We start from the raw sequence: 19,690 nt of genomic DNA, 5'->3' as shown, positions 1-19,690 counted from the left end.
CATAATATTTAGTAGTTTTGTTTTTATAGATGATAAATTATGGTAAGAAATTTAAGTTTAATCTTGTTGGCGACGGCTATGGTGGGCTGTCAATCACAAAATAAAATTGAAGCTGTGAAAGATATTACGTTAAAACCGTATCTTCAAACCGAGAAAATTGACCATAAAGACACTTATTTTGGTGTAGAAGTGGAAGATCCTTATCGTTGGTTGGAAGATGATTTGTCTGATAAAACGAAAGCTTGGGTTGTTGCCCAAAATGAAGTTACTCAAGATTATTTGTCTCAAATTCCTTTTCGTGATGCGATAAAATCTCGTTTAGAAACATTATGGAATTACGAGAAATATTCAGCGCCATACAAAGAAGGTGATTATATTTATTGGTACAAAAATGATGGTTTGCAAAATCAATCTGTCTTATACCGCAAAAAAGGTGAGGACGGAAAAGAAGAGGTATTTTTAGACCCGAACAAATTTTCTACGGATGGTACGACTTCACTAGCTGGCATTTCATTTAGTAAAGATGGTTCATTGGTGGCGTATCAACTTTCTGAAGGAGGTTCGGATTGGCGTAAAGTTGTTGTCTTGAAAGCCGATGATAAATCAGTAGTTGGAGATACTTTGATTGATGTGAAATTCTCTGGATTGGCATGGAAGGGTAATGAAGGTTTTTATTACAGCTCATACGAAAAGCCAAAAGCTGGTTCTGCTTTATCCGCTATGACAGATGTACACAAGTTGTATTTTCATAAATTAAATACACCTCAAAAAGATGATGAATTAGTATTTGGTGGAGAAAGTCTAAAGCGTCGTTATATTGGTGCGGGTTTGACTGAAGATGAGCGATTCCTTGTTGTGACTACTGCAAATACAACTTCGGGTAATGAAATATGGATGAAGGATTTGAGTAACCCAGAATCAAAGTTTGTTGCTGTCGTGAACAATATGGATAAGAATCATTACATCATGGACAATGAAGGTGATAAATTATTTATCTATACAGAATTAAATGCTCCTAATGGCCGTATTGTTACGGTTGATTTTACGAATCCAACTCCTGAAAATTGGAAGGATTTAATCCCTGAAACAGAAAACGTATTGAGTCCGTCTACGGGAGGTGGAAAAATATTCGCTTCGTATTTGAAAGATGCTACTTCATTAGTAAAACAGTTTGACCGTAGTGGTAAATTGGAACGTGAAATCGAATTGCCTGGTGTAGGAACTGCTTCTGGCTTTGGCGCGAAGAAAGATGATAAAGATTTATACTATTCGTTCACTTCATACATTCATCCAAGTGCGATTTATAAATATGATATTGCCTCAGGCAAATCAGAAGTGTATAAAGAATCGGGAGCAAAGTTTGATCCTTCGCAATACGAGTCAAAACAAATATTTTATACGTCAAAAGACGGAACTAAAGTTCCAATGATAATTACGCATAAAAAAGGACTTAAATTAGACGGAACAAATCCAACATTATTGTATGGATATGGCGGTTTTAATATTAGTTTGACACCTTCGTTTAGTTTGGCTAATGCGATTTTATTAGAACAAGGTGGGGTATATGCTGTTGCGAATCTTCGCGGTGGCGGTGAGTATGGTGAAAATTGGCATTTAGCTGGTACGAAGTTAAATAAGCAAAATGTATTTGACGATTTCATTGCGGCAGCAGAATACTTAATCAATGAAAAATACACTTCTTCAGAAAAACTAGGCATTGCAGGTGGTTCGAATGGCGGACTATTAGTTGGAGCGTGCATGACACAGCGACCTGAGTTGTTCAAAGTTGCTTTCCCAGCTGTTGGAGTTTTGGATATGTTGCGTTACCACAAATTCACAGCTGGTGCGGGTTGGGCATTTGATTATGGTACAGCGGATGATAGCAAAGAGATGTTTGACTATTTGTATAAATATTCGCCAGTGCATGCGTTAAAACCTAATACAGCATATCCTGCTACCATGGTCATGACAGCTGACCATGATGACCGTGTTGTACCTGCACATTCATTTAAATTTGCTGCACGCTTACAAGAATATCATACCGGTGCTAATCCAGTATTGATTCGTATCGATACTAAAGCCGGTCATGGTGCTGGAAAATCTACAGCTATGCAGATTGAAGAAAATGCAGATAAATGGGCATTTATGTTTCAAAACATGGGAGTGGGGTATACGGAAATTAAATAGTCTTAGTATTTTGTTAATCTTAATTAATATAATGGAATAGTTTACATCTGTTTGAATACGCCCTCATGCCGGGCGGGCAAATACTTTTTTCCGCAAAAAGTATTCAAAAACTCCTCGCTGAAAAATTTTGCAACTAAGGTTTACTTTTCTCACAATTTTGCAAAATTTTTTAAGGCGACATTGGATGTAAAATGTACGGTTTTAGTTGAGATGTATTTCTTGAGATTGGCTAAACGGAAATTAAATAGTATTTTAGTAAGGACGACAATTAGTCGTCCTTTTTTATGGTTGAAAAATTAATACAGCATATTCAAAGTATAGTTCCTATCGATGAAGAAGAGGTGGAGATAATTCGTGAACTCGTTAAAGAAAAGAATGTTCCACGTAAAAGGTTTTTGCATCAGGCAGGCGAAGTAGCATCTTATTCGGCTTTCGTGGTAGAAGGATGTTTGCGTTCATATACTGTAGATCAAGATGGATTTGAACATATCGTGCAGTTTGCGCCAGAGAATTGGTGGATTTCTGATATGTATTCTTTGGTGAAAAATAAACCTAGCGAATTGAATATTGACGCCCTATTAGAAAGTAAAGTTTTATTGCTGAGTCGTACTTGCCAAGTTTCTATTTTTGACAGAATTCCGAAGTTGGAGCGTTATTTTCGAATTTTGAGCGAAAATGCATTGGCTGCGAGTAATCAACGTACAATAAATTACCTCAGTCTTACAGCGAAATTGCGCTATGAAAAGTTTTGTGATTTGTACCCCACATTGATTCATACCATACCACAAAAATCAATTGCTTCTTATATTGGTATTACTCCGGAGTTTTTGAGTAAGCTTCGTGCAGAACGTAACTAATATTTTCTTAACCTACATTAAGAATTTCAGCTCGATAAGGTGGTAAATTTGTAGTATCAAATAAGAAAGGAAATTAAAATGAGAACAATAATTCATAAAGCAGATAGCAGAGGATATGCAGACCATGGTTGGTTGAAAAGCTATCATACATTTAGTTTTGCGGGATATAACAATCCACAACGTATGCATTTTGGCGCCTTGCGTGTATTAAACGATGATTTTGTAGCTGGAGGTAATGGTTTTGGTCGTCACCCGCACAACAATATGGAAATTATTTCTATTCCGTTGGAAGGGACATTAGCGCATAGCGATAGCATGGGAAATGAAGGGACTATTCAGCCCAACGAAATTCAAGTGATGAGCGCAGGAACAGGTGTAGCACATAGCGAATTCAATGGCAGCGAAGTTGATCCAGTTAAATTCTTGCAGATTTGGTTATTCCCGAATAAAGAAAATGTGACGCCGAGATACGATCAAATCAAAATTGATCCTGTTGACCGCAAAAACAAATTGCAACAAATTATCTCACCAAATGCCGATGACGAAGGAACTTGGATTCATCAAGATGCATGGTTTCATTTAGCAGATTTGGATGCAGGAAATACTATAGAATATGTATTAAAAGGAGAAGGAACAGGTGTATATATATTCTTGTTGGAAGGACAAATTGATGTAGCTGGAGAAGTCTTGAATAGAAGAGATGCTATTGGCATTACAGATGTTTCTTCTATTACATTGACAGCGAAAGAAAATGCTTCCATCTTGATCATGGAAGTGCCAATGGTGTAATTAGTTATCTAAGATAGAGGTAATAGCCTAGTTCTAAAAACTAGGCTATTACTATTGTAGTACTTTAAGAATATACTTTGTAATTTGAGTGTCCAAAAGTACTATACAGAATTTATTCTCCTTCTAAATTTTATATTTTTGCTTCATGCTAAGATTTATCCAGATTTTATTTTTAGTTCTTTTATACTGCTCTTATTCAAAGGCTGAGGATATTTCTTTCTCGAAGAATGATTCCTTAATTATAACTTTGGATTCAGCTGAAAATTATCCACGTAATTTTTGGAAGCCGATTAATCTTTCAAAGTCTGATACGACAGTGCAAGAATTGATTCCAACACGCAAAAAGCATTTTTGGCGTGCAGGTACAGAATGGTTTTTAGCACAGGCATTTCCAGCGACATTTAACCGTTTTATCACACGTGATCCGTATTCGTATATTTCTTTCCAAAATTTTTTAGATCATCAGCGTATTAGTGCTTGGGATTGGGATGATAATCAATTCACCACCAACCAAATTGACCACCCGTGGCACGGTCAATTATATTTTAATGCTTTCCGAAGCAATGGGTATAATTTTTACCAATCCAGTATCGCGACTGTTGTAGGTAGTTACATCTGGGAGACAGCAGGGGAGACACAGCATCCTTCGATAAATGATTTGGTAAACACGACTTTTGGCGGTGTGATTTTGGGAGAAATGACACATCGCGTCTCGCGTAATATATTGTCCCGAAGCAAACATGGGCATAATATGATAGGGAACGAGATTGTTGCATTGCTGGTTAATCCTGTGAATAGTTTGAATAGACTATTGGATGGGAAATGGGGTAAGAAGATTGATGATTATTATGCTGTAGATTCTTCACATATCAGTGCTGAGTTTGATATGGGATTTCGTCGCTTCGACGCTAGAGAAGGTGATTTTCTAGAAAAAGGTAAAAATTCAATATATAGTAGATTAAGGTTTCATTACAGCAATGGTGACCACAATTACAAAAGACCTTTCGATGAGTTCCATGTGAATTTGGAAGTAGGGAATGGGGATAGTACGTTTATTAATGCAGTCAATGTACATGCCTTGTTAAGTGGAGCACAGTTTTTCAAGTCGAGGCGAGGGGAACATTTTGGCACCTTAAATGCACATTATGACTTCTACAATAATGATGCATTTTTCTACGGTGCGCAAAGTTTAGTGTATAACTGGAACTCACAATTTAGATATAAGAAAAATAATCGGTTGAACCTAAGTGTGGGGGCAGGAGCAGTCGTACTTGCTGCGGTGCCTGACCCTTATTTACTGTATGGCGACAGTCGAAATTACAACTACGGTTCAGGAGCATCCTATCGTTTTCGCGGTGAACTTAGCTTGTTAAATCGTTTGATGGTAACAGGGGATTATAACGGTGGCTATTTTCATACCATTAGTGGCAATGAATCGTATTATATATTACATACCACTACGCTAGAAGCGAGCTTGCGCTTATTTAAACGGTTTTCATTAAATGTCGCTTCTGGTTATTTTGCTTTAGAAGGACATTTTAAAGAAGATAAATACCCAGATTTTCAGCGAGAGTTTCCATTTGGAAGAATATCTGTAGGTTATAATATTCAATTTTAGGAATTATAATTACATGGAGCATTATGCATATTGCATATGCTCCATTTCTTTTCCAAAAATGCGAATATCATTCACTACTTTAAAACCAATTTTCTCATACAATCGTTTGGCAGCTGGATTATCTTTATCCACTAAAAGTCCCAAGACTTTTTTCTGATTAATAACAAATTCATCAATAGCAAATCGAAGTAGTTTTTTGCCAATACCTTTTCCTTGTGCCAATAGGCTTACAGCGAAGGTGTCGATATACATTTCTCCTGCTTGCGTTTCATTCTCCGCCCAGTAATCTACATCTCGATCGGCTTTGATTTTATCCCAAATAGGTTGACGCAATTCTTGTAATTTAGCACCATCATATATGGAAATTTGTCCTATAATTTCATTGTTTTCTTCTGCTACATGGATATTTTGATACGAATATTGGTTATTCTCTTGTGCGACAAAGTGCGCTAAGAAAGCATTTGCCATCTCTATATTTTCTTCACCTAAATATTGATAGGTTATTTCTAGCATGGCGAGATTCATCAATTTGGCGATTTTATCTGCTTCAAATTTAAGTGCTGGACGTATTATCATAAGATTAAAATTAAAAAAAGGTTAGCAAAATAATTTGCTAACCTTTTACATTCAAAAAATCAATATAAATTCTATTTTTCTAATTCTTGGAATTTATCGTAATCGATAGCCTCTGTGTTTATTTTTACAGTTGATTTCAAGTGATCGAATACTTTCAAAGCTTTTACTTCTTCGAATAAACGATTAGCTTGCTCTCTGTCTGACAACAATTGAAGTGCAAATTGACCTAATTGCTCATCAGTCGGCTCTTCGTTGATGTTGTACATTTTGATTTGACCGTAGATACGTTCTTTCGCTAAATCAACTACCTCATCGTATTTAACTTCTAAATTATTAGCAGTCACTATACGGTTTTCGATGATCGTCCATTTCAAGTTATTAACGAAATCAGCGAATCCTTCTTCGATTTCTTCAGCTGACAAATTAGGGTTTGTAGCTTTTAACCATCTTTTTAAGAACTCTTCAGGAAATTTAACGTCAACTTTATCCATACCGAAAGTATACATATCGTTGCGTAATTTTTGTGCTGAATTTTGTTTAAACAAGTTTTCAACTTCTTCTTTCACTTTCGCATTGAATTGCTCTTCAGTAGTTACTTCATCAGCAGCGAATAATTTATCGAAGAATTCTTGGTTCAAATCAGACTCTTCAAGACGGTTGATGTTTTTAACTGTTAATTCGAATTCAGTTACATCTAGATTAGCCGCTTCATCTTCGTTAACGCCCAAAATACGAGCTAAATCAGCAACATTGAATGCTTTTTTAACGTCGATTTTCACTACATCATCTTTTTTAAGACCAGCTAAAGATTTTTTAATCTTTGCATCTTCAATGATGTCAGTGCGTACTGAAGTAGTTTTTTCGATGCCATCCTCTTTCGCTTGTTTCAAAGAAGCGTATAATACATCTCCTTCTTCAGAAACTTCAGGGTTCGTCATTTTACCGTAGCTACGACGTAAGTTTTTAATACGTTCTGCTAAAGTCGCTTCATCAGCTTTGATATCGTACTCTGTAAATTCAGTTTCTGCCGTGAAAGGGACTTCGAATTCTGGAGCTAAACCAATTTCGTAGTTGAAACTAAAGTTATCTTTGAAATCCCAATTATACTTAGCATCCTCTTCACCGTCAATAGGAAGAGGTTGACCCAATACTTCCAATTTTTGCTCTGTGATATATGCTGAGATTTTATCGTTTACTACGCGGTTGATTTCGTCAAAAAGAATTGATTTACCATATGTACGTCTGATGTGCCCTACAGGAACCATTCCAGGACGGAATCCAGGTAATTTTGCTTTTTTAGCTTGATCTTTAATCGCTTTGTCAACTGCCGGATTATAATCTTCTGGTGCTAAATCAACGGTAATTTTAGCGTTGATGTCGTCGATTTTCTGATGTGAAATATTCATACTTGTTAAGCGTTATTTTCGCATTATAAAAAAAATCCTCCCGATGCATTTTGTTCGGGAGGATATCAAGTGCGGAAGAAGGGACTCGAACCCCCACGCCTCGCGGCGCCAGATCCTAAGTCTGGTGCGGCTACCAATTACGCCACTTCCGCAGTTAGGATTTTTTTATTGTGTCACAAAGATAGAATCATTTTGCATACTTGTCAAGTTTTGTTCTGAAAAAAATACATTTATTTTTCCCTAAATATTCTAAATCACTATAAGCAAGACTATTAATTTTATCCATTTTATTGAAAAATAATTTGGAAATGGAATTATAAAATATAACTTTGTATATCAAAGTACTTTTATGAATCAAAAAGACTTAATTAATCAAATAGGACAGATAAAATCTTTGATGGAGAAATCATCAAAGTTTATGTCCATTAGCGGACTTTCTGGAGTTCTGATTGGAAGTTATGCATTAGTAGGGGCATTTGTGGCTTATGTATTAATATATAGGTTCAATAGTCAGTTTGGTTTTAGGGACCATTATGTTAATAATGCTAATATTCCCTCCTTGTTAATTATTGCTATTTCGGTTTTGGTAGTATCCATCGGTACAGGCTATTATATGGCGAAGCAAAAAGCAAAGAAATCTGGTCAATCGGTATGGAATCCTACCAGTAAAGCTTTATTCAAGGCTATGGCAGTACCATTACTAACAGGTGGTTTACTTTCGCTTATTTTTATTTATAAAGGTGACTATGGCATGATTGCTTCAACGATGTTGATTTTTTATGGTTTGTCCTTGAGTGCAGCTTCAAATTTTACTTTCAAAGAATTGCGTTGGTTGGGTATTTTGGATATTATTTTAGGATTGTTAGCTTTGTGCCTTCCAGGATACGGCATCTACTTTTGGGCTCTCGGATTCGGTATTCTACATATTATTTACGGTTTAATCGTTCATCAACGCTACGAAAAGTGAATTTAGATCTATCACTATATGACAAAGTATTAGAGAATCGTGTGCGTTTGCAGATCATGAGTATCTTGGTCGCAAACGAACATTACGATTTCAATTCTTTGAAAGAACTTTTGGAAGTGACGGATGGAAACTTGGCGTCAAACTTAAAAAGTTTGGAAAAGGAAGGATATATTACTGTAGAAAAGTCTTTTATAGATCGGAAGCCTAATACAAAGTATCGAAAGACTAATAAAGGTCAACAAGCGTTTGAAAATCATCTTGCAGCATTAGAAAATTTAATCAAACTACAATATAAATAAATTTTTTTAGCCCTAAACTTTGAAATGCAAAGTACTTTTAGTTGAGTTTTGTCTTTTCAAGGTTTATCGGTCTTAATAAATAAAACAAAATAATTATGGAAACCAATAATCAAAATCAAATGGAAAATCAACATGATCAAAATCCACCTTCTTTGTACGATAAGATTGTTAATTCTAGTGTATTGAAAATGGGGGTAATTTTCTTTCTTACTATTTTAATGCTCATTCCTTTAAACTTGGTCAATGATCTTATTAATGAACGAAAATTGAGAGAAACAAGTGTGTCTTCTGATATTTCGATGAAATGGGGGCGATCGCAAGTTGTGTCATCACCTATTTTAGCCGTACCTTATAAATACGTTCAAGAAACTTTTGAGAAAGATGCAAAGGGAAAGGAGTTTGCGGTAAAAACAACTGTTGAAGATTGGATTTTTATACTACCAGAGCAGACACATGTGAAAGTTGACGTGCAGCCAGAATACCTTAAGAGAGGAATTTATCAGTCTGTAGTCTATACATCCAAACTAGATATGCGAGGTTCATTCGCAAAAATTGACTTAGAGAGCCTTAATATTCCAAACGAAGCTGTCAATTGGTCGCAAGCAAAGATGATCATAGGAATTGAAGATGTTAAAGGAGTTTCCATTACACCTAATTTGACTTTTGGAGAGAATAATATAACAATGAAAATGAATGGTAATTTATTTACACTTTTTCCAAATAATTTGGTGTCAGATTTGAAATTAGCTGATGAGCATGCTGTCACTTCCACTTTTCAAATTAAATATGAATTAAAAGGATCTAAATCTTTCAATTTTTTGCCTTTAGCTAATCAAACAAAGCTTAATATCACCGGAAATTGGGCAAATCCAAGTTTTAACGGTGGATTTTTACCGGATGATCGTAGTGTGTCAGATTCGAATTTTAGTGCAGTATGGAATATACCAAGTTTTGCACGGAAAATGCCGCAACAATGGGTCGGTCAATATAAAATCTATAACTTTCAAGATTTAGCTTTATCCCATGAGATTATAGATTATGTATCTGAAGTTGGACACGCAAGTGCAGGTCAATCTTCTCAAGTTGCAAATGATATGGATATGGTTCAAGTAAATTTCTTGCCAGAAGTAAACAATTACCAGAAGACAACTAGGGCGGCTAAATATGGTATCTTAATAATCGTATTGACTTTTGCCTCTTTGTTCTTTACCGAAATCATCAAAAAGCAACGTATTCATATTGTACAATATATCTTAATTGGTGCAGCAATGGTTTTATTCTATTCCTTATTATTAGCCTTTTCAGAACATTTTGGATTTAATATAGCTTACCTGATTTCTGCGGCAGCTACTATTCTACTGATTGCTTCTTTTATTCATATGATTACTAAAAATAAACAAACGGGACTTCTATTTGCTGGGATATTATTTTTATTCTACACATTCATATATGTATTGATGCAATTAAGAGATTATTCGCTAATAGTTGGGACAATAGGAATATTTATAATTCTGGCTGTATTGATGCGCGTTTCGATAAAGGTAAATTGGTTTCAATTTGATCGCAAATGATAAAATTGGGTGTTGAGGGTATCAAGATATATGTAACATATATCTTGATATTAGTATGGAATAGAAGAAATTGTTAAAGTTCGTAAATTCCATATTTTTTTCGAAATTAAAAGTTTTCCGATTATATTTTTAATACTTCTTGTTTTTAATGGATTAATGCAAGAAAAAATTCGAAAAAGTACAATTCCAAGTTATTATACTACGTATTTTTTATCATGTCTTTTACAATACGTTCACTGAAAAATAATGCATTTATTAGTATTTTTATCGAAAATTAATTCAAAATCGATAATTATTATGTTTCAAATGAATAAATACAAATTATTTTTTAGTGCTGTACTTTGTGCTTCTCTAAGTTTTTCGCACGCGCAAGTTCACGATCCGAACGATGAAAAGATTTACATGGATGTTAATGCATGGATGAAAGATTTGGAGAATAAAACAGGTGAGCTGTTAAAAAAATCATCCTATTTAGACACAACCCAAGCTCGTATACAATTAAAAAGCGCTGAAGGAAAAATTGCAAAAATCAAAAAGCTAAATCTATCGAAGAAAAATTTGCAAAAATCAGAATTGGCGAATTTATTAAAGGAGTCAACTGTATTATTTGGTATGGCTTATGACTGTGGGCGATGTAATTTGACACATATTAACCCTGCTTCAGGATATGTCATCGATGAAGAAGGTATTATTGTAACTAATCATCATGTGGTTGAATCATTTGCAAAATCATCTGGACAAAAGAATTTAGCTATGCCAATTCAAACCTCAAATGGTAAAGTGTATTTAGTTACAGAAATATTAGCTAGTCATGAAGATGCTGATTTATGCATTGTAAAAGTGGATACGAAGGGTGATAAATTAAAAGCTATGCCACTAGGTAATGCAGCAATTCAAGGCGATGAAGTGTTTGTGATGGGGCACCCAAATCAAATGTTGTATTATTTTACACAAGGAGTAGTAGCACGTAATTATATGAGTCCCCGTTCGAGAAATCAATCCAAAGAAATGCCCGAAATGGAAATCACTGCGGATTACTCGGCAGGTTCAAGTGGTGGTCCAGTGATTGATAATAAAGGTAATGTTATTGGTACTGTATCTTCTACAAAATCAATATATTATAATCAGACTGAACAAAAAAAATTACAAATGGTGGTTAAAATTACTAAACCAGTTATTTCTTTGAAGAAAATGATTAGCTGGAAGTAATTAGTTAAATATAATTTAGTTTTGAAAGGCTTAGGTTTATACTTAAGCCTTTTCCATTTTATTCCCTTTGGGTTTTTTCCTATCTTGCGATTAAAAATATTTGATGATGAATAGAGTTACTATCTTAACTGCTTTATTACTTATGAGTGCATCAGCAGTGGGTCAATATGCACCAGAGAAGAAGATTGATAAGTCAGTCGTAACAAGTAAAATAAAAGATTATATGACTAAGAGACCGATGACTGCAGAGGATTTGTGGAAACTGGGACGCGTTTCTGCCGAAGGCCTGAGTGCGGATGGTAATACTTTAGTTTTTGGCATTTCTAATTATTCTTTTGAGGAAAATAAATCAGAGAAGAATTTATATACTATTCCAGTACGAGGTGGAATGGCAAAAGAGTTTATTTCAGGGCCTGGTGGAGAATCTGTGATTGAAATTACCTCAGATAATGATGTGATATACCTATATAAAGGTCAATTATGGAAGAAAAATCTTAACGGAGGAAATGCAATACAATTGACTGACGTAGAAGGAGGATTAGGTAATGTGAAAATTTCTCCCGACAAGAAGCATATACTTTTCAGTAAGGAGGTTCTTATACACAAAAATCACAGTGTAGATAAATATTCGGATTTAACTAAATCTAATATTTATATCTATGATAATTTGGATTATCGTCACTGGGACAAAGATAATGATGGACGATTCAATCATCCTTTTGTCGCATCATTTGATAACGGTAAACTTGGTGACCCTTTAGACCTATTGGAAGGTCAGCCATTTTACAGTCCGACTGTACCTTTTGGTGGAGCGGAAGATTATATCTGGTCTCCTGATGGAAAATCTGTGTTGTATGTATGCAAAAAGAAATATGGTAAGGATTACGTAATAAGTACAAATACGGATATTTATCAATATGATTTAGCTACTAAAGAAACAAAAAACTTAACAGTAGGAATGTTGGGTTATGATAATCATCCAGAATATAGTGCAGATGGTAAACGTTTGGCTTGGACCAGTATGAAAACGGATGGTTATGAAGCTGACAAAAATGATATTATTGTCATGGATACACAATCTGGTGTGAAATTAAATCTAACTTCACATTGGGATGAAACAGTTAACTCTTACAAATGGAGTAAGGACGGTAAGAAAATTTATTTTGTAGCGCCCAAAGGAGGTACAGTTCAGTTGTTTGTTGTGGATGTTCCTACGAATTTGAATGCTCGTGCATTACCAAAAATTCAACAAATTAGCCAAGGACAATTTGATATTTCTAGTATAGTTGGTGAAACTAAAGATGGTTTGGTCGTTACATCTACAAAGATGACGCAGGCTACTGAAATTTATCTATACAACTTTAAATCCAAAAATATAACGCCAATTACAACTGTAAACGATGCGAAATATGCTCAGTTTAAAGAAACAAAAGTAGAAAGTCGTGTCACTAAAGCTACAGATGGAGAAGATTTGTTTTCGTGGGTGATTTATCCGCCAGATTTCGACCCGACAAAAAAATATCCAACATTATTATTTTGCCAAGGTGGTCCGCAGTCAGCAACTACGCAAGGCTATTCTTTCCGCTGGAATTTTCAATTGATGGCTTCACAAGGTTATATCGTTATTCTTCCAAATCGTCGTGGAATGCCAGGATGGGGAACAAAATGGAATCACGATATTTCTAAAGATTGGGGCGGACAATCAATTCGGGATTATATATCTGCCATCGATGATTTCAAAAAAGAACCTTATGTAGATACGGATAGAATAGGTGCTATAGGTGCGAGTTACGGTGGATATTCGGTATTTATGTTAGCTGGAATGCACGAAGGTCGCTTCAAAACTTTTATTTCACACTGTGGATTATTCAACATGGAATCGTGGTACGGTACTACCGAAGAATTGTTCTTTGCGAATTATGACTTAGGAGGTCCATATTGGGATAAAGCAAATGCTAAAACTTATCAAGACTTCAACCCAATTCGTCATGTTGATAAATGGAACACCCCAATGTTGATTTTCCAAGGAGGAAAAGATTATCGTGTGCCAATAGGACAGGGACAAGAAGCATTTCAGGCAGCTCAATTAAAAGGTATTAAAAGTAGATATGTGTTTATGCCAGAAGAAAACCACTGGGTATTATCAGGACACAATGCACAAGTTTGGCAGCGTGAGTTTTTTGGTTGGTTGAAAGAAACATTATAATAATAGAAAAAGAAAATGTCTGGAGCGGGGAGCTTCAGACATTTCTAACTAACCAATTATTAACCTAAATTATGAATTACTAGTATAACGACCATTTTTATGCCAATATTATCAGTGAAAATAGATTTAACAAGATTTTAACATTATGATATTTTAAGCGCAAATATTGAAAGATTATCAAGGTCTATTTCACTTTTAAGGATATTAAAACAAAAAAAGTCTGAAGCGGGGAGCTCCAGACTTTTTAACTAACCAATTATTAACCTAAATTATGAATTACTAGAATAACGACCAATATTGTGCCAATATTACAATCATAATTTGATTTAACAATTGTTTAACATTAGCTAGACAAAACAATGACATTATCATAAAAAATCGGGTTTGAAATATCTCAAACCCGATTTTTTTATTTTGTATCTTTCTTGCCGAAGATTGAAATTTTGAGATATTTACCAGGATTAGTTTTCAAATCATTAACTAATTGGTCTAAACTTTCTGACGCATGAGTCAGATTGTTATACAGTTTTTCATCGTTTATCAAAAGACCGATTGAACCTTCACCTTTATTTATCTTATCTGTTATCGATTGTACATCTTTCATTGCCTTATTGGCATTATCTACCGTAGCTTTTATCTCTGTTTGTGACAGGTCAGATGACAGGTTGTCAAGATTTGCCATTATTTGGTTGATTCTTTCACTATTATTTTTGAAATTATTAGTTATAGATTCTAGATTTTGCATGATCTTCGCAAGACGTATGCGTTCGGAACCCATTAATCCTTCTACATCGGTCGTAATCTTCTCTACATTTTTCAATGAAATTGATATACTGCGCAAACTTGTTTTAAAGTCTCTTTGGAATTCATCATCTAAAGCTGTATTTACCGCTGATAAAACTGAATCTAGTTTTACAACAAGATCTTCTACTTTCTTTTGCAATGGTTCTACTTTTTGTAGAAGATTAGCTTGCACATCAGATTGCAAAGGATCACCATCACGTGCATAGGTTTTACTATTCCCTAAATCAAAAACGATAACTTTTCCGCCTAAAAAACCATCATTTGAAATACGAGCAATCGTATTTGACGGAATGTCATACTGGTCTTCTATTTTGAATTCGGTTCTAATCTTTCCATTGTCTAGTAATGTGGTCTTGGAAACACGTCCAATTTTAAAACCATTAACAAGAACGGGGTTAGACACGGCTAATCCATCGACATTGTCATAATCCGTGTAAAATGTATTTTCGGAACTAAATACGTCGTTGCCCTTTAAAAAACTGTATCCGATAAATAATAGTGCTATGGCGATAGCTGTCAATACGCCTACTTTAGTTTCGTTTGATAATTTCAATGTTACTTTGTTTAGATTCTACATGAATATACTAATAACATCATAAAGATAAAAAATGTTTAGATATACGAATAATTAGAACTTTTTAATTGCATTGAACAAACTATTCACAATAGCTTCTTGTCCTTTTTCTGACATTAGATATTTTTCTTCTTCCGTATTGCTTATAAAACCGACTTCCGTCAATACAGCTGGCATACCTGCAGTTTTCAATACAGCAAAAGGTCCTTCTTTAATACCTCTATCACCTCTTCCAGCTTTCACATATTCTTCTTGCATCAATTTCGCCAAACGAATACTTTGATCTCGGTATTTTCTTTTTAACACTTTAAATACGATATATGAAGATGGGTCTTTGGGATCAAATCCACCATAATTTTGTTCATGATTTTCTTCCAAAAGGATTGAAGCATTCTCACGGATGGCAACATCCTGATTTGCCATATTGCTATATCCCAAGACAAATGTCTCTGTACCTATTGCACTTGAATTCGAAACTTTTTGTGTTACCCATTGACCTTTTTTATTTTTCACACGTCGTGTGGTGGTACCGCCGGCATTGAGGTGAATGGATACAAATAAATCAGCATGATGTTTATTTGCTAGTGCAGGTCGTTCGTATAGATTAGGATATATATCTGTTTTGCGCGTATAAATTACTTTTGTACCAGGAATCTCTGCTTCTAGTTTTTTGCCTAGTTTGAGTGTTATTGCTAGCGCAATATCTTTTTCACGTGAAAGTTTGCCTACTGCACCAGGATCTCTACCTCCGTGTCCAGCGTCCAATACAATTATTTTTCCGTTAGGTTTGGGATTGTCATTATCCAAGGAATAATCTATAGAAGGAATATTAAAACTACCGATTAATGTAAATAGACCAAGCGCAATTGCAAGATTCTTAACAGAACAAATAATACTCTTAACTTTTTTATTTTTGACCATATTAGCTTTTTAAAACAACCAAATTTGACTTTAGTTCATTATCTTTCTACTGCCGCTTTGTAATTTTTGATAGCATCGAAAAGATTTTTAACTATTTCAGTTTGTCCTTCTTCCGAAAGCATATAATTTTCTTCGGATGGACTAGAAATAAAACCAATTTCTGTCAATACTGCCGGCATACTAGCACGCGCTAAAACCGCCAAGCCTTGTTCTTTTACTCCTCTGTTCGGTCTATTGGATGTCGCATATTCATGTTGCATCAAAGATGCTAAACGGATGCTGCGGTCTCGATATTGGCGCTTCATCACTTTGAATACAATATAAGAGGATGGATCTTTTGGATCAAAACCAATTAAATCCGCATTATTCTCTTCGTAATTTTCTTCTAATAACATATCCGCATTCTCACGAATAGCAACATCTTGTTCATTCATTCGGTGAAAACCTAGTACTAAAGTTTCTGTGCCCGTTACTTGTGGATTTTTTCTACGTGTAGTATTGGCAGAGTTCGCGTGAATCGAAATAAATAAATCAGCATGATTTTTATTTGCTATTTCAGAGCGCGTGCGAAACGCAACATCTACATCTGTAGTACGGGTCAGCAACACATTTATATTTAATTTATCTTCTAGCTCTTTCTTTAATTTTAAAGAAACTTCCAGAACAATGTCTTTTTCTTTTGAACGACGTCCCACTGCACCTAATGCCGCGCCCCCATGACCAGGGTCAAGTACGACTGTAAATACTTTTTTTGGAGGATCAATTTCAGTATTAGATACAACATGGAAGGATGAAGTTGTTAAAACAAGAGCAAGAGCTAAGACGTAGAAACTAATATATTTAACACTATTTATAAATTTCATTTTTATTTTTTTGACATTTTTGTGTGATGATTCAAAAACTGTTGAACAACAAAGATAAAGTATAATATTTTATTCAAAAAAATAACATGTTTATCTAGCTGTTTTTTGACTATTTTTGTCCTTAATAGTTTATTTTTGCGCTAAATTTAATATAAGAATTTTCAAATTTGAAGACGCTAACGAGTTTTTTATATGTTTTAGTTTTCCTGGTGTCGGGAATGGGAGAGGGATTTTCGCAGACTATCCGTACGCAGTCTTCAAATATCACTTTGCAAGATACGACATCTCTTCCTACAGATACGGCTAATAATCATTTAAAATTAACCAATGGTAAAGATACTGTTGTCATGAAAAGTGATAGCGGTTTAGAGACTGTCGTTACAATTGTTGCAAATGATTCTTCATGGAATGAAGTCAGCAAAAATATAATACATCTTTATAGTGGTGCAAAAGTAAAATATCAAGAATTTGAACTTTCGGCAGATTACATACGTTTAGATCGTAATACCAATATGCTTTATGCAAGTGGTGTGACGGATCATACAGGAAAATATGTAGGTCGTCCAGTTGTACTCTTTCCCAATGAAACACCCAAGGCGGTAGATTCTCTACTATATAACTACAAATCGCAAGAAGGAAAAACTTTTGGGATTATGACTGAAGAAGATGGTGGATATATTCAAGCCCGTGTTTTGCGTAAGAATATTTACGACGAAATGTCCATTCAACACGCGATGTATAGCACATGTGACTTACCTTTTCCGCATACCCATTTCGGAATTGCAATTCCAAAAGGTTTAATAACATCAAAGCAAGTAATTGCCGAATGGCCTCATTTGGTTGTTCAAGGGATCCCCTTCAAATTTTTAACGGTTCCCTTTGGTTTTTTTCCTAAAACAAACAAAAAGCAATCTGGATTTTTATTTCCTTCATTCGGTGATGATGTTACGCGTGGATTCGGACTACGTGATTTTGGTTGGTATTTGACTTTTAATGATTATTGGGATTCTGAATTACGCGGATCTTTTTATTCAAAAGGAGCATGGGAGTCATCTATTCGTACAAACTATTTAGTTAATTATAAATATAGCGGTGGTTTTAACATACGTTTCGCTTCGACACCTACTGGAGTTGAAGGGTCTGATAATTATAAAAGAGCGAAGGATTTTAACGTAACTTGGAACCATACGCAACGTCAAGAAGCTAATCCAGGAACTTCATTCTCAGCTTCTGTAAACTTTGGTACATCGTCATATTTTCAAAATTCTGGAGCGGGAAGTACATACAATTATCAAGAGTTGACACGTAATAACATGTCATCATCTATTAGTTATGGAAAAGTGTTTGCAGATGGTAAAGTAAATTTTACTTCAAGTGCCACACATAGGCAAGATATGTCAACTGGTAAGGTAGATTTAGAGTTGCCACAATTTTCACTTAACGTCTCTACATTCAATCCATTTGACTCTAAAGATCGTGTAGGAGAACAAAAATGGTATCAACGCATCACAGTGGGCTATAGTTTGCAAGGTCGTAATTCGTTGTCAACTGGAGATTCTACTTTTTTTAGTAAGCAGACGTTGCAACAATTTACAAATGGTTTTCAGCACAATATCCCTGTAAGTTTGAGTTTGAATGCATTCAAATATTTCCAATTTAATACATCAGTGAATTATACAGAACGCTGGTATCTACAAACAATTCGTAACTATAGAGCGAATGAAATCAATGGATATATTAATGTAAAGGATACTGTTGGAGGATTTCGTCGTGCGTATGATTATTCTATGTCGAGTGGTCTGTCTACGAAAGTATATGGAATGTACCCGAAAATTGGTAAAATAGAAGCTATACGACACGTCATAACACCCTCTATAAATTTCAATTATAGACCAGATTTCGGAGATCCGAAATATGGATTTTATAGGGAATGGGTAAACCAAGATGGACGATTAGGGAAATATTCTATTTTCGAAGGAGCAATGTTTGGTGGACCTTCTGCGGGTGAATCAATGGGTATAGGATTTTCTGTGGATAATAATATTGAAGCAAAAGTTAGAAACAAAGGCGATTCAACTGAAACTGGAAAAGGTGCTTTTAAGAAAATTCCAATTCTGCAAGGATTGACCTTTAGTGGTAACTATAATTTTGCCGCTGACTCTTTGAAGCTTTCTACGATCTCTTTTTCTGGAAGAACCAGTTTATTCAATGAAAAAATTAATTTGAATTTCAACGGTACTTTGGATCCTTATCAATTGGATAATCAAGGGCAACGCATAGACAAGTTTGCTGTACAAGATGGTAGTTTAGCACGGTTAACAAATTTCGGTTTATCGTTTGATTATAGTTTCAATCCAGACGCAAACAAAAGTCGAAATAATAATATTGACTCCATGCGTAACCAAATGCCAAATATGACCAAAGAGCAATCAGAAGCTTTGGCAAGGGTAAGTAGAGATCCGAATGCATTTGTGGATTTTAATATTCCTTGGAATTTGGCAGGATCGTTTAGTTTGCAGTATTTCAAGCGATTTGATACGGAGCAAAGACGGGAGCGTAGTGATTATACAGCGACAATTAATTTACACGGTGATATTAATGTAACCCCAAAGTGGAAGATTCAGTTTAATTCTGGATATGACATCCGTCAAAAGGAAGTAGCCATGACCAACTTTTCTATTTATCGTGATTTGCATTGTTGGGATATGTCGGTGGGCTGGGTTCCATTTGGTAGATACCAATCTTATAATATTACCATACGTGCTAAAGCCTCAATCCTACAGGATCTGAAATTGACAAAACGTAATAGTCATTATTCATATTAGAATATTTTTGCTAACTAT

Annotated in this window: 15 protein-coding genes and 1 tRNA gene; 10 read left to right on the top strand and 6 right to left on the bottom strand. The window is 34.9% G+C overall.

What is annotated here, in order from left to right:
- Positions 1 to 39 precede the first annotated feature (39 nt).
- From GOQ17_RS12185 to GOQ17_RS12170, 4 genes are all read left to right on the top strand, one after another.
- Entirely contained in the window at positions 40 to 2,187 is a 2,148-nt protein-coding gene (locus GOQ17_RS12185; protein ID WP_159637707.1) for a prolyl oligopeptidase family serine peptidase, read from the top strand.
- A gap of 284 nt (positions 2,188 to 2,471) precedes the next feature.
- Complete coding sequence (locus GOQ17_RS12180) at positions 2,472 to 3,044, top strand: Crp/Fnr family transcriptional regulator (protein ID WP_159637705.1); 573 nt, start codon at positions 2,472 to 2,474, stop codon at positions 3,042 to 3,044.
- Between the two features lie 78 nt (positions 3,045 to 3,122).
- Positions 3,123 to 3,833, top strand: a complete 711-nt coding sequence (locus GOQ17_RS12175) for a pirin family protein (protein WP_159637703.1) — start codon at positions 3,123 to 3,125, stop codon at positions 3,831 to 3,833.
- Between the two features lie 145 nt (positions 3,834 to 3,978).
- Complete coding sequence (locus GOQ17_RS12170) at positions 3,979 to 5,451, top strand: DUF3943 domain-containing protein (RefSeq protein ID WP_159637701.1); 1,473 nt, start codon at positions 3,979 to 3,981, stop codon at positions 5,449 to 5,451.
- Positions 5,452 to 5,472: 21 nt separating this feature from the next.
- Here the strand turns inward: GOQ17_RS12170 and GOQ17_RS12165 are convergent, their stop codons facing one another.
- The 3 genes from GOQ17_RS12165 to GOQ17_RS12155 all read right to left on the bottom strand — a co-directional run bounded on the left by GOQ17_RS12165 (position 5,473) and on the right by GOQ17_RS12155 (position 7,585).
- Positions 5,473 to 6,027, bottom strand: coding sequence for a GNAT family N-acetyltransferase (locus GOQ17_RS12165; protein WP_159637699.1), 555 nt, complete (start codon positions 6,025 to 6,027; stop codon positions 5,473 to 5,475).
- Positions 6,028 to 6,098: 71 nt separating this feature from the next.
- Positions 6,099 to 7,433 (bottom strand): trigger factor, encoded by a 1,335-nt coding sequence (locus tag GOQ17_RS12160; protein ID WP_159637697.1) that lies wholly within the window; start codon positions 7,431 to 7,433, stop codon positions 6,099 to 6,101.
- Positions 7,434 to 7,503: 70 nt separating this feature from the next.
- Positions 7,504 to 7,585: transfer RNA gene (locus GOQ17_RS12155), tRNA-Leu, on the bottom strand.
- A 197-nt stretch (positions 7,586 to 7,782) separates the two neighbouring features.
- On the opposite strand from GOQ17_RS12155, the gene GOQ17_RS12150 reads away from it, so the two are divergent.
- From GOQ17_RS12150 to GOQ17_RS12130, 5 genes are all read left to right on the top strand, one after another.
- The gene (locus GOQ17_RS12150; protein WP_159637695.1) at positions 7,783 to 8,400 is read left to right on the top strand and encodes a hypothetical protein; all 618 of its coding nucleotides are present in this window, start codon (positions 7,783 to 7,785) and stop codon (positions 8,398 to 8,400) included.
- Complete coding sequence (locus GOQ17_RS12145) at positions 8,397 to 8,699, top strand: winged helix-turn-helix domain-containing protein (protein ID WP_159637693.1); 303 nt, start codon at positions 8,397 to 8,399, stop codon at positions 8,697 to 8,699. Before GOQ17_RS12150 ends, GOQ17_RS12145 begins: the two co-directional genes overlap by 4 nt.
- Positions 8,700 to 8,794: 95 nt before the next feature.
- A complete protein-coding gene (gene creD / locus GOQ17_RS12140) occupies positions 8,795 to 10,270 on the top strand; it encodes a cell envelope integrity protein CreD (protein WP_236537142.1) in 1,476 nt (491 codons plus the stop codon).
- Between the two features lie 306 nt (positions 10,271 to 10,576).
- Positions 10,577 to 11,479, top strand: coding sequence for a S1 family peptidase (locus tag GOQ17_RS12135; protein ID WP_159637691.1), 903 nt, complete (start codon positions 10,577 to 10,579; stop codon positions 11,477 to 11,479).
- Between the two features lie 142 nt (positions 11,480 to 11,621).
- On the top strand, positions 11,622 to 13,685 hold the full coding sequence (locus tag GOQ17_RS12130; RefSeq protein WP_236537141.1) for a S9 family peptidase: 2,064 nt from the start codon (positions 11,622 to 11,624) through the stop codon (positions 13,683 to 13,685).
- 409 nt (positions 13,686 to 14,094) lie between these two features.
- Here GOQ17_RS12130 and GOQ17_RS12125 read toward each other — a convergent pair whose 3' ends face one another.
- The 3 genes from GOQ17_RS12125 to GOQ17_RS12115 form a co-directional block, all read right to left on the bottom strand.
- Positions 14,095 to 15,042: an MlaD family protein gene (locus tag GOQ17_RS12125; RefSeq protein WP_159637689.1), complete on the bottom strand. Its 948-nt coding sequence runs from the start codon at positions 15,040 to 15,042 to the stop codon at positions 14,095 to 14,097.
- A gap of 75 nt (positions 15,043 to 15,117) precedes the next feature.
- Entirely contained in the window at positions 15,118 to 15,984 is an 867-nt protein-coding gene (locus GOQ17_RS12120) for an N-acetylmuramoyl-L-alanine amidase family protein (RefSeq protein WP_159637687.1), read from the bottom strand.
- A 38-nt stretch (positions 15,985 to 16,022) separates the two neighbouring features.
- Positions 16,023 to 16,847, bottom strand: coding sequence for an N-acetylmuramoyl-L-alanine amidase family protein (locus GOQ17_RS12115; RefSeq protein WP_159637686.1), 825 nt, complete (start codon positions 16,845 to 16,847; stop codon positions 16,023 to 16,025).
- A 218-nt stretch (positions 16,848 to 17,065) separates the two neighbouring features.
- Between GOQ17_RS12115 and GOQ17_RS12110 the strand changes: the two genes are divergently transcribed.
- Positions 17,066 to 19,672, top strand: a complete 2,607-nt coding sequence (locus GOQ17_RS12110; protein ID WP_159637772.1) for a putative LPS assembly protein LptD — start codon at positions 17,066 to 17,068, stop codon at positions 19,670 to 19,672.
- Positions 19,673 to 19,690: the final 18 nt, after the last annotated feature.

It is taken from the genome of Sphingobacterium composti (assembly GCF_009829075.1).
Classification (GTDB): Bacteria; Bacteroidota; Bacteroidia; order Sphingobacteriales; family Sphingobacteriaceae; genus Sphingobacterium; species Sphingobacterium composti.
This window is presented reverse-complemented; position numbering and strand designations above follow the sequence as displayed.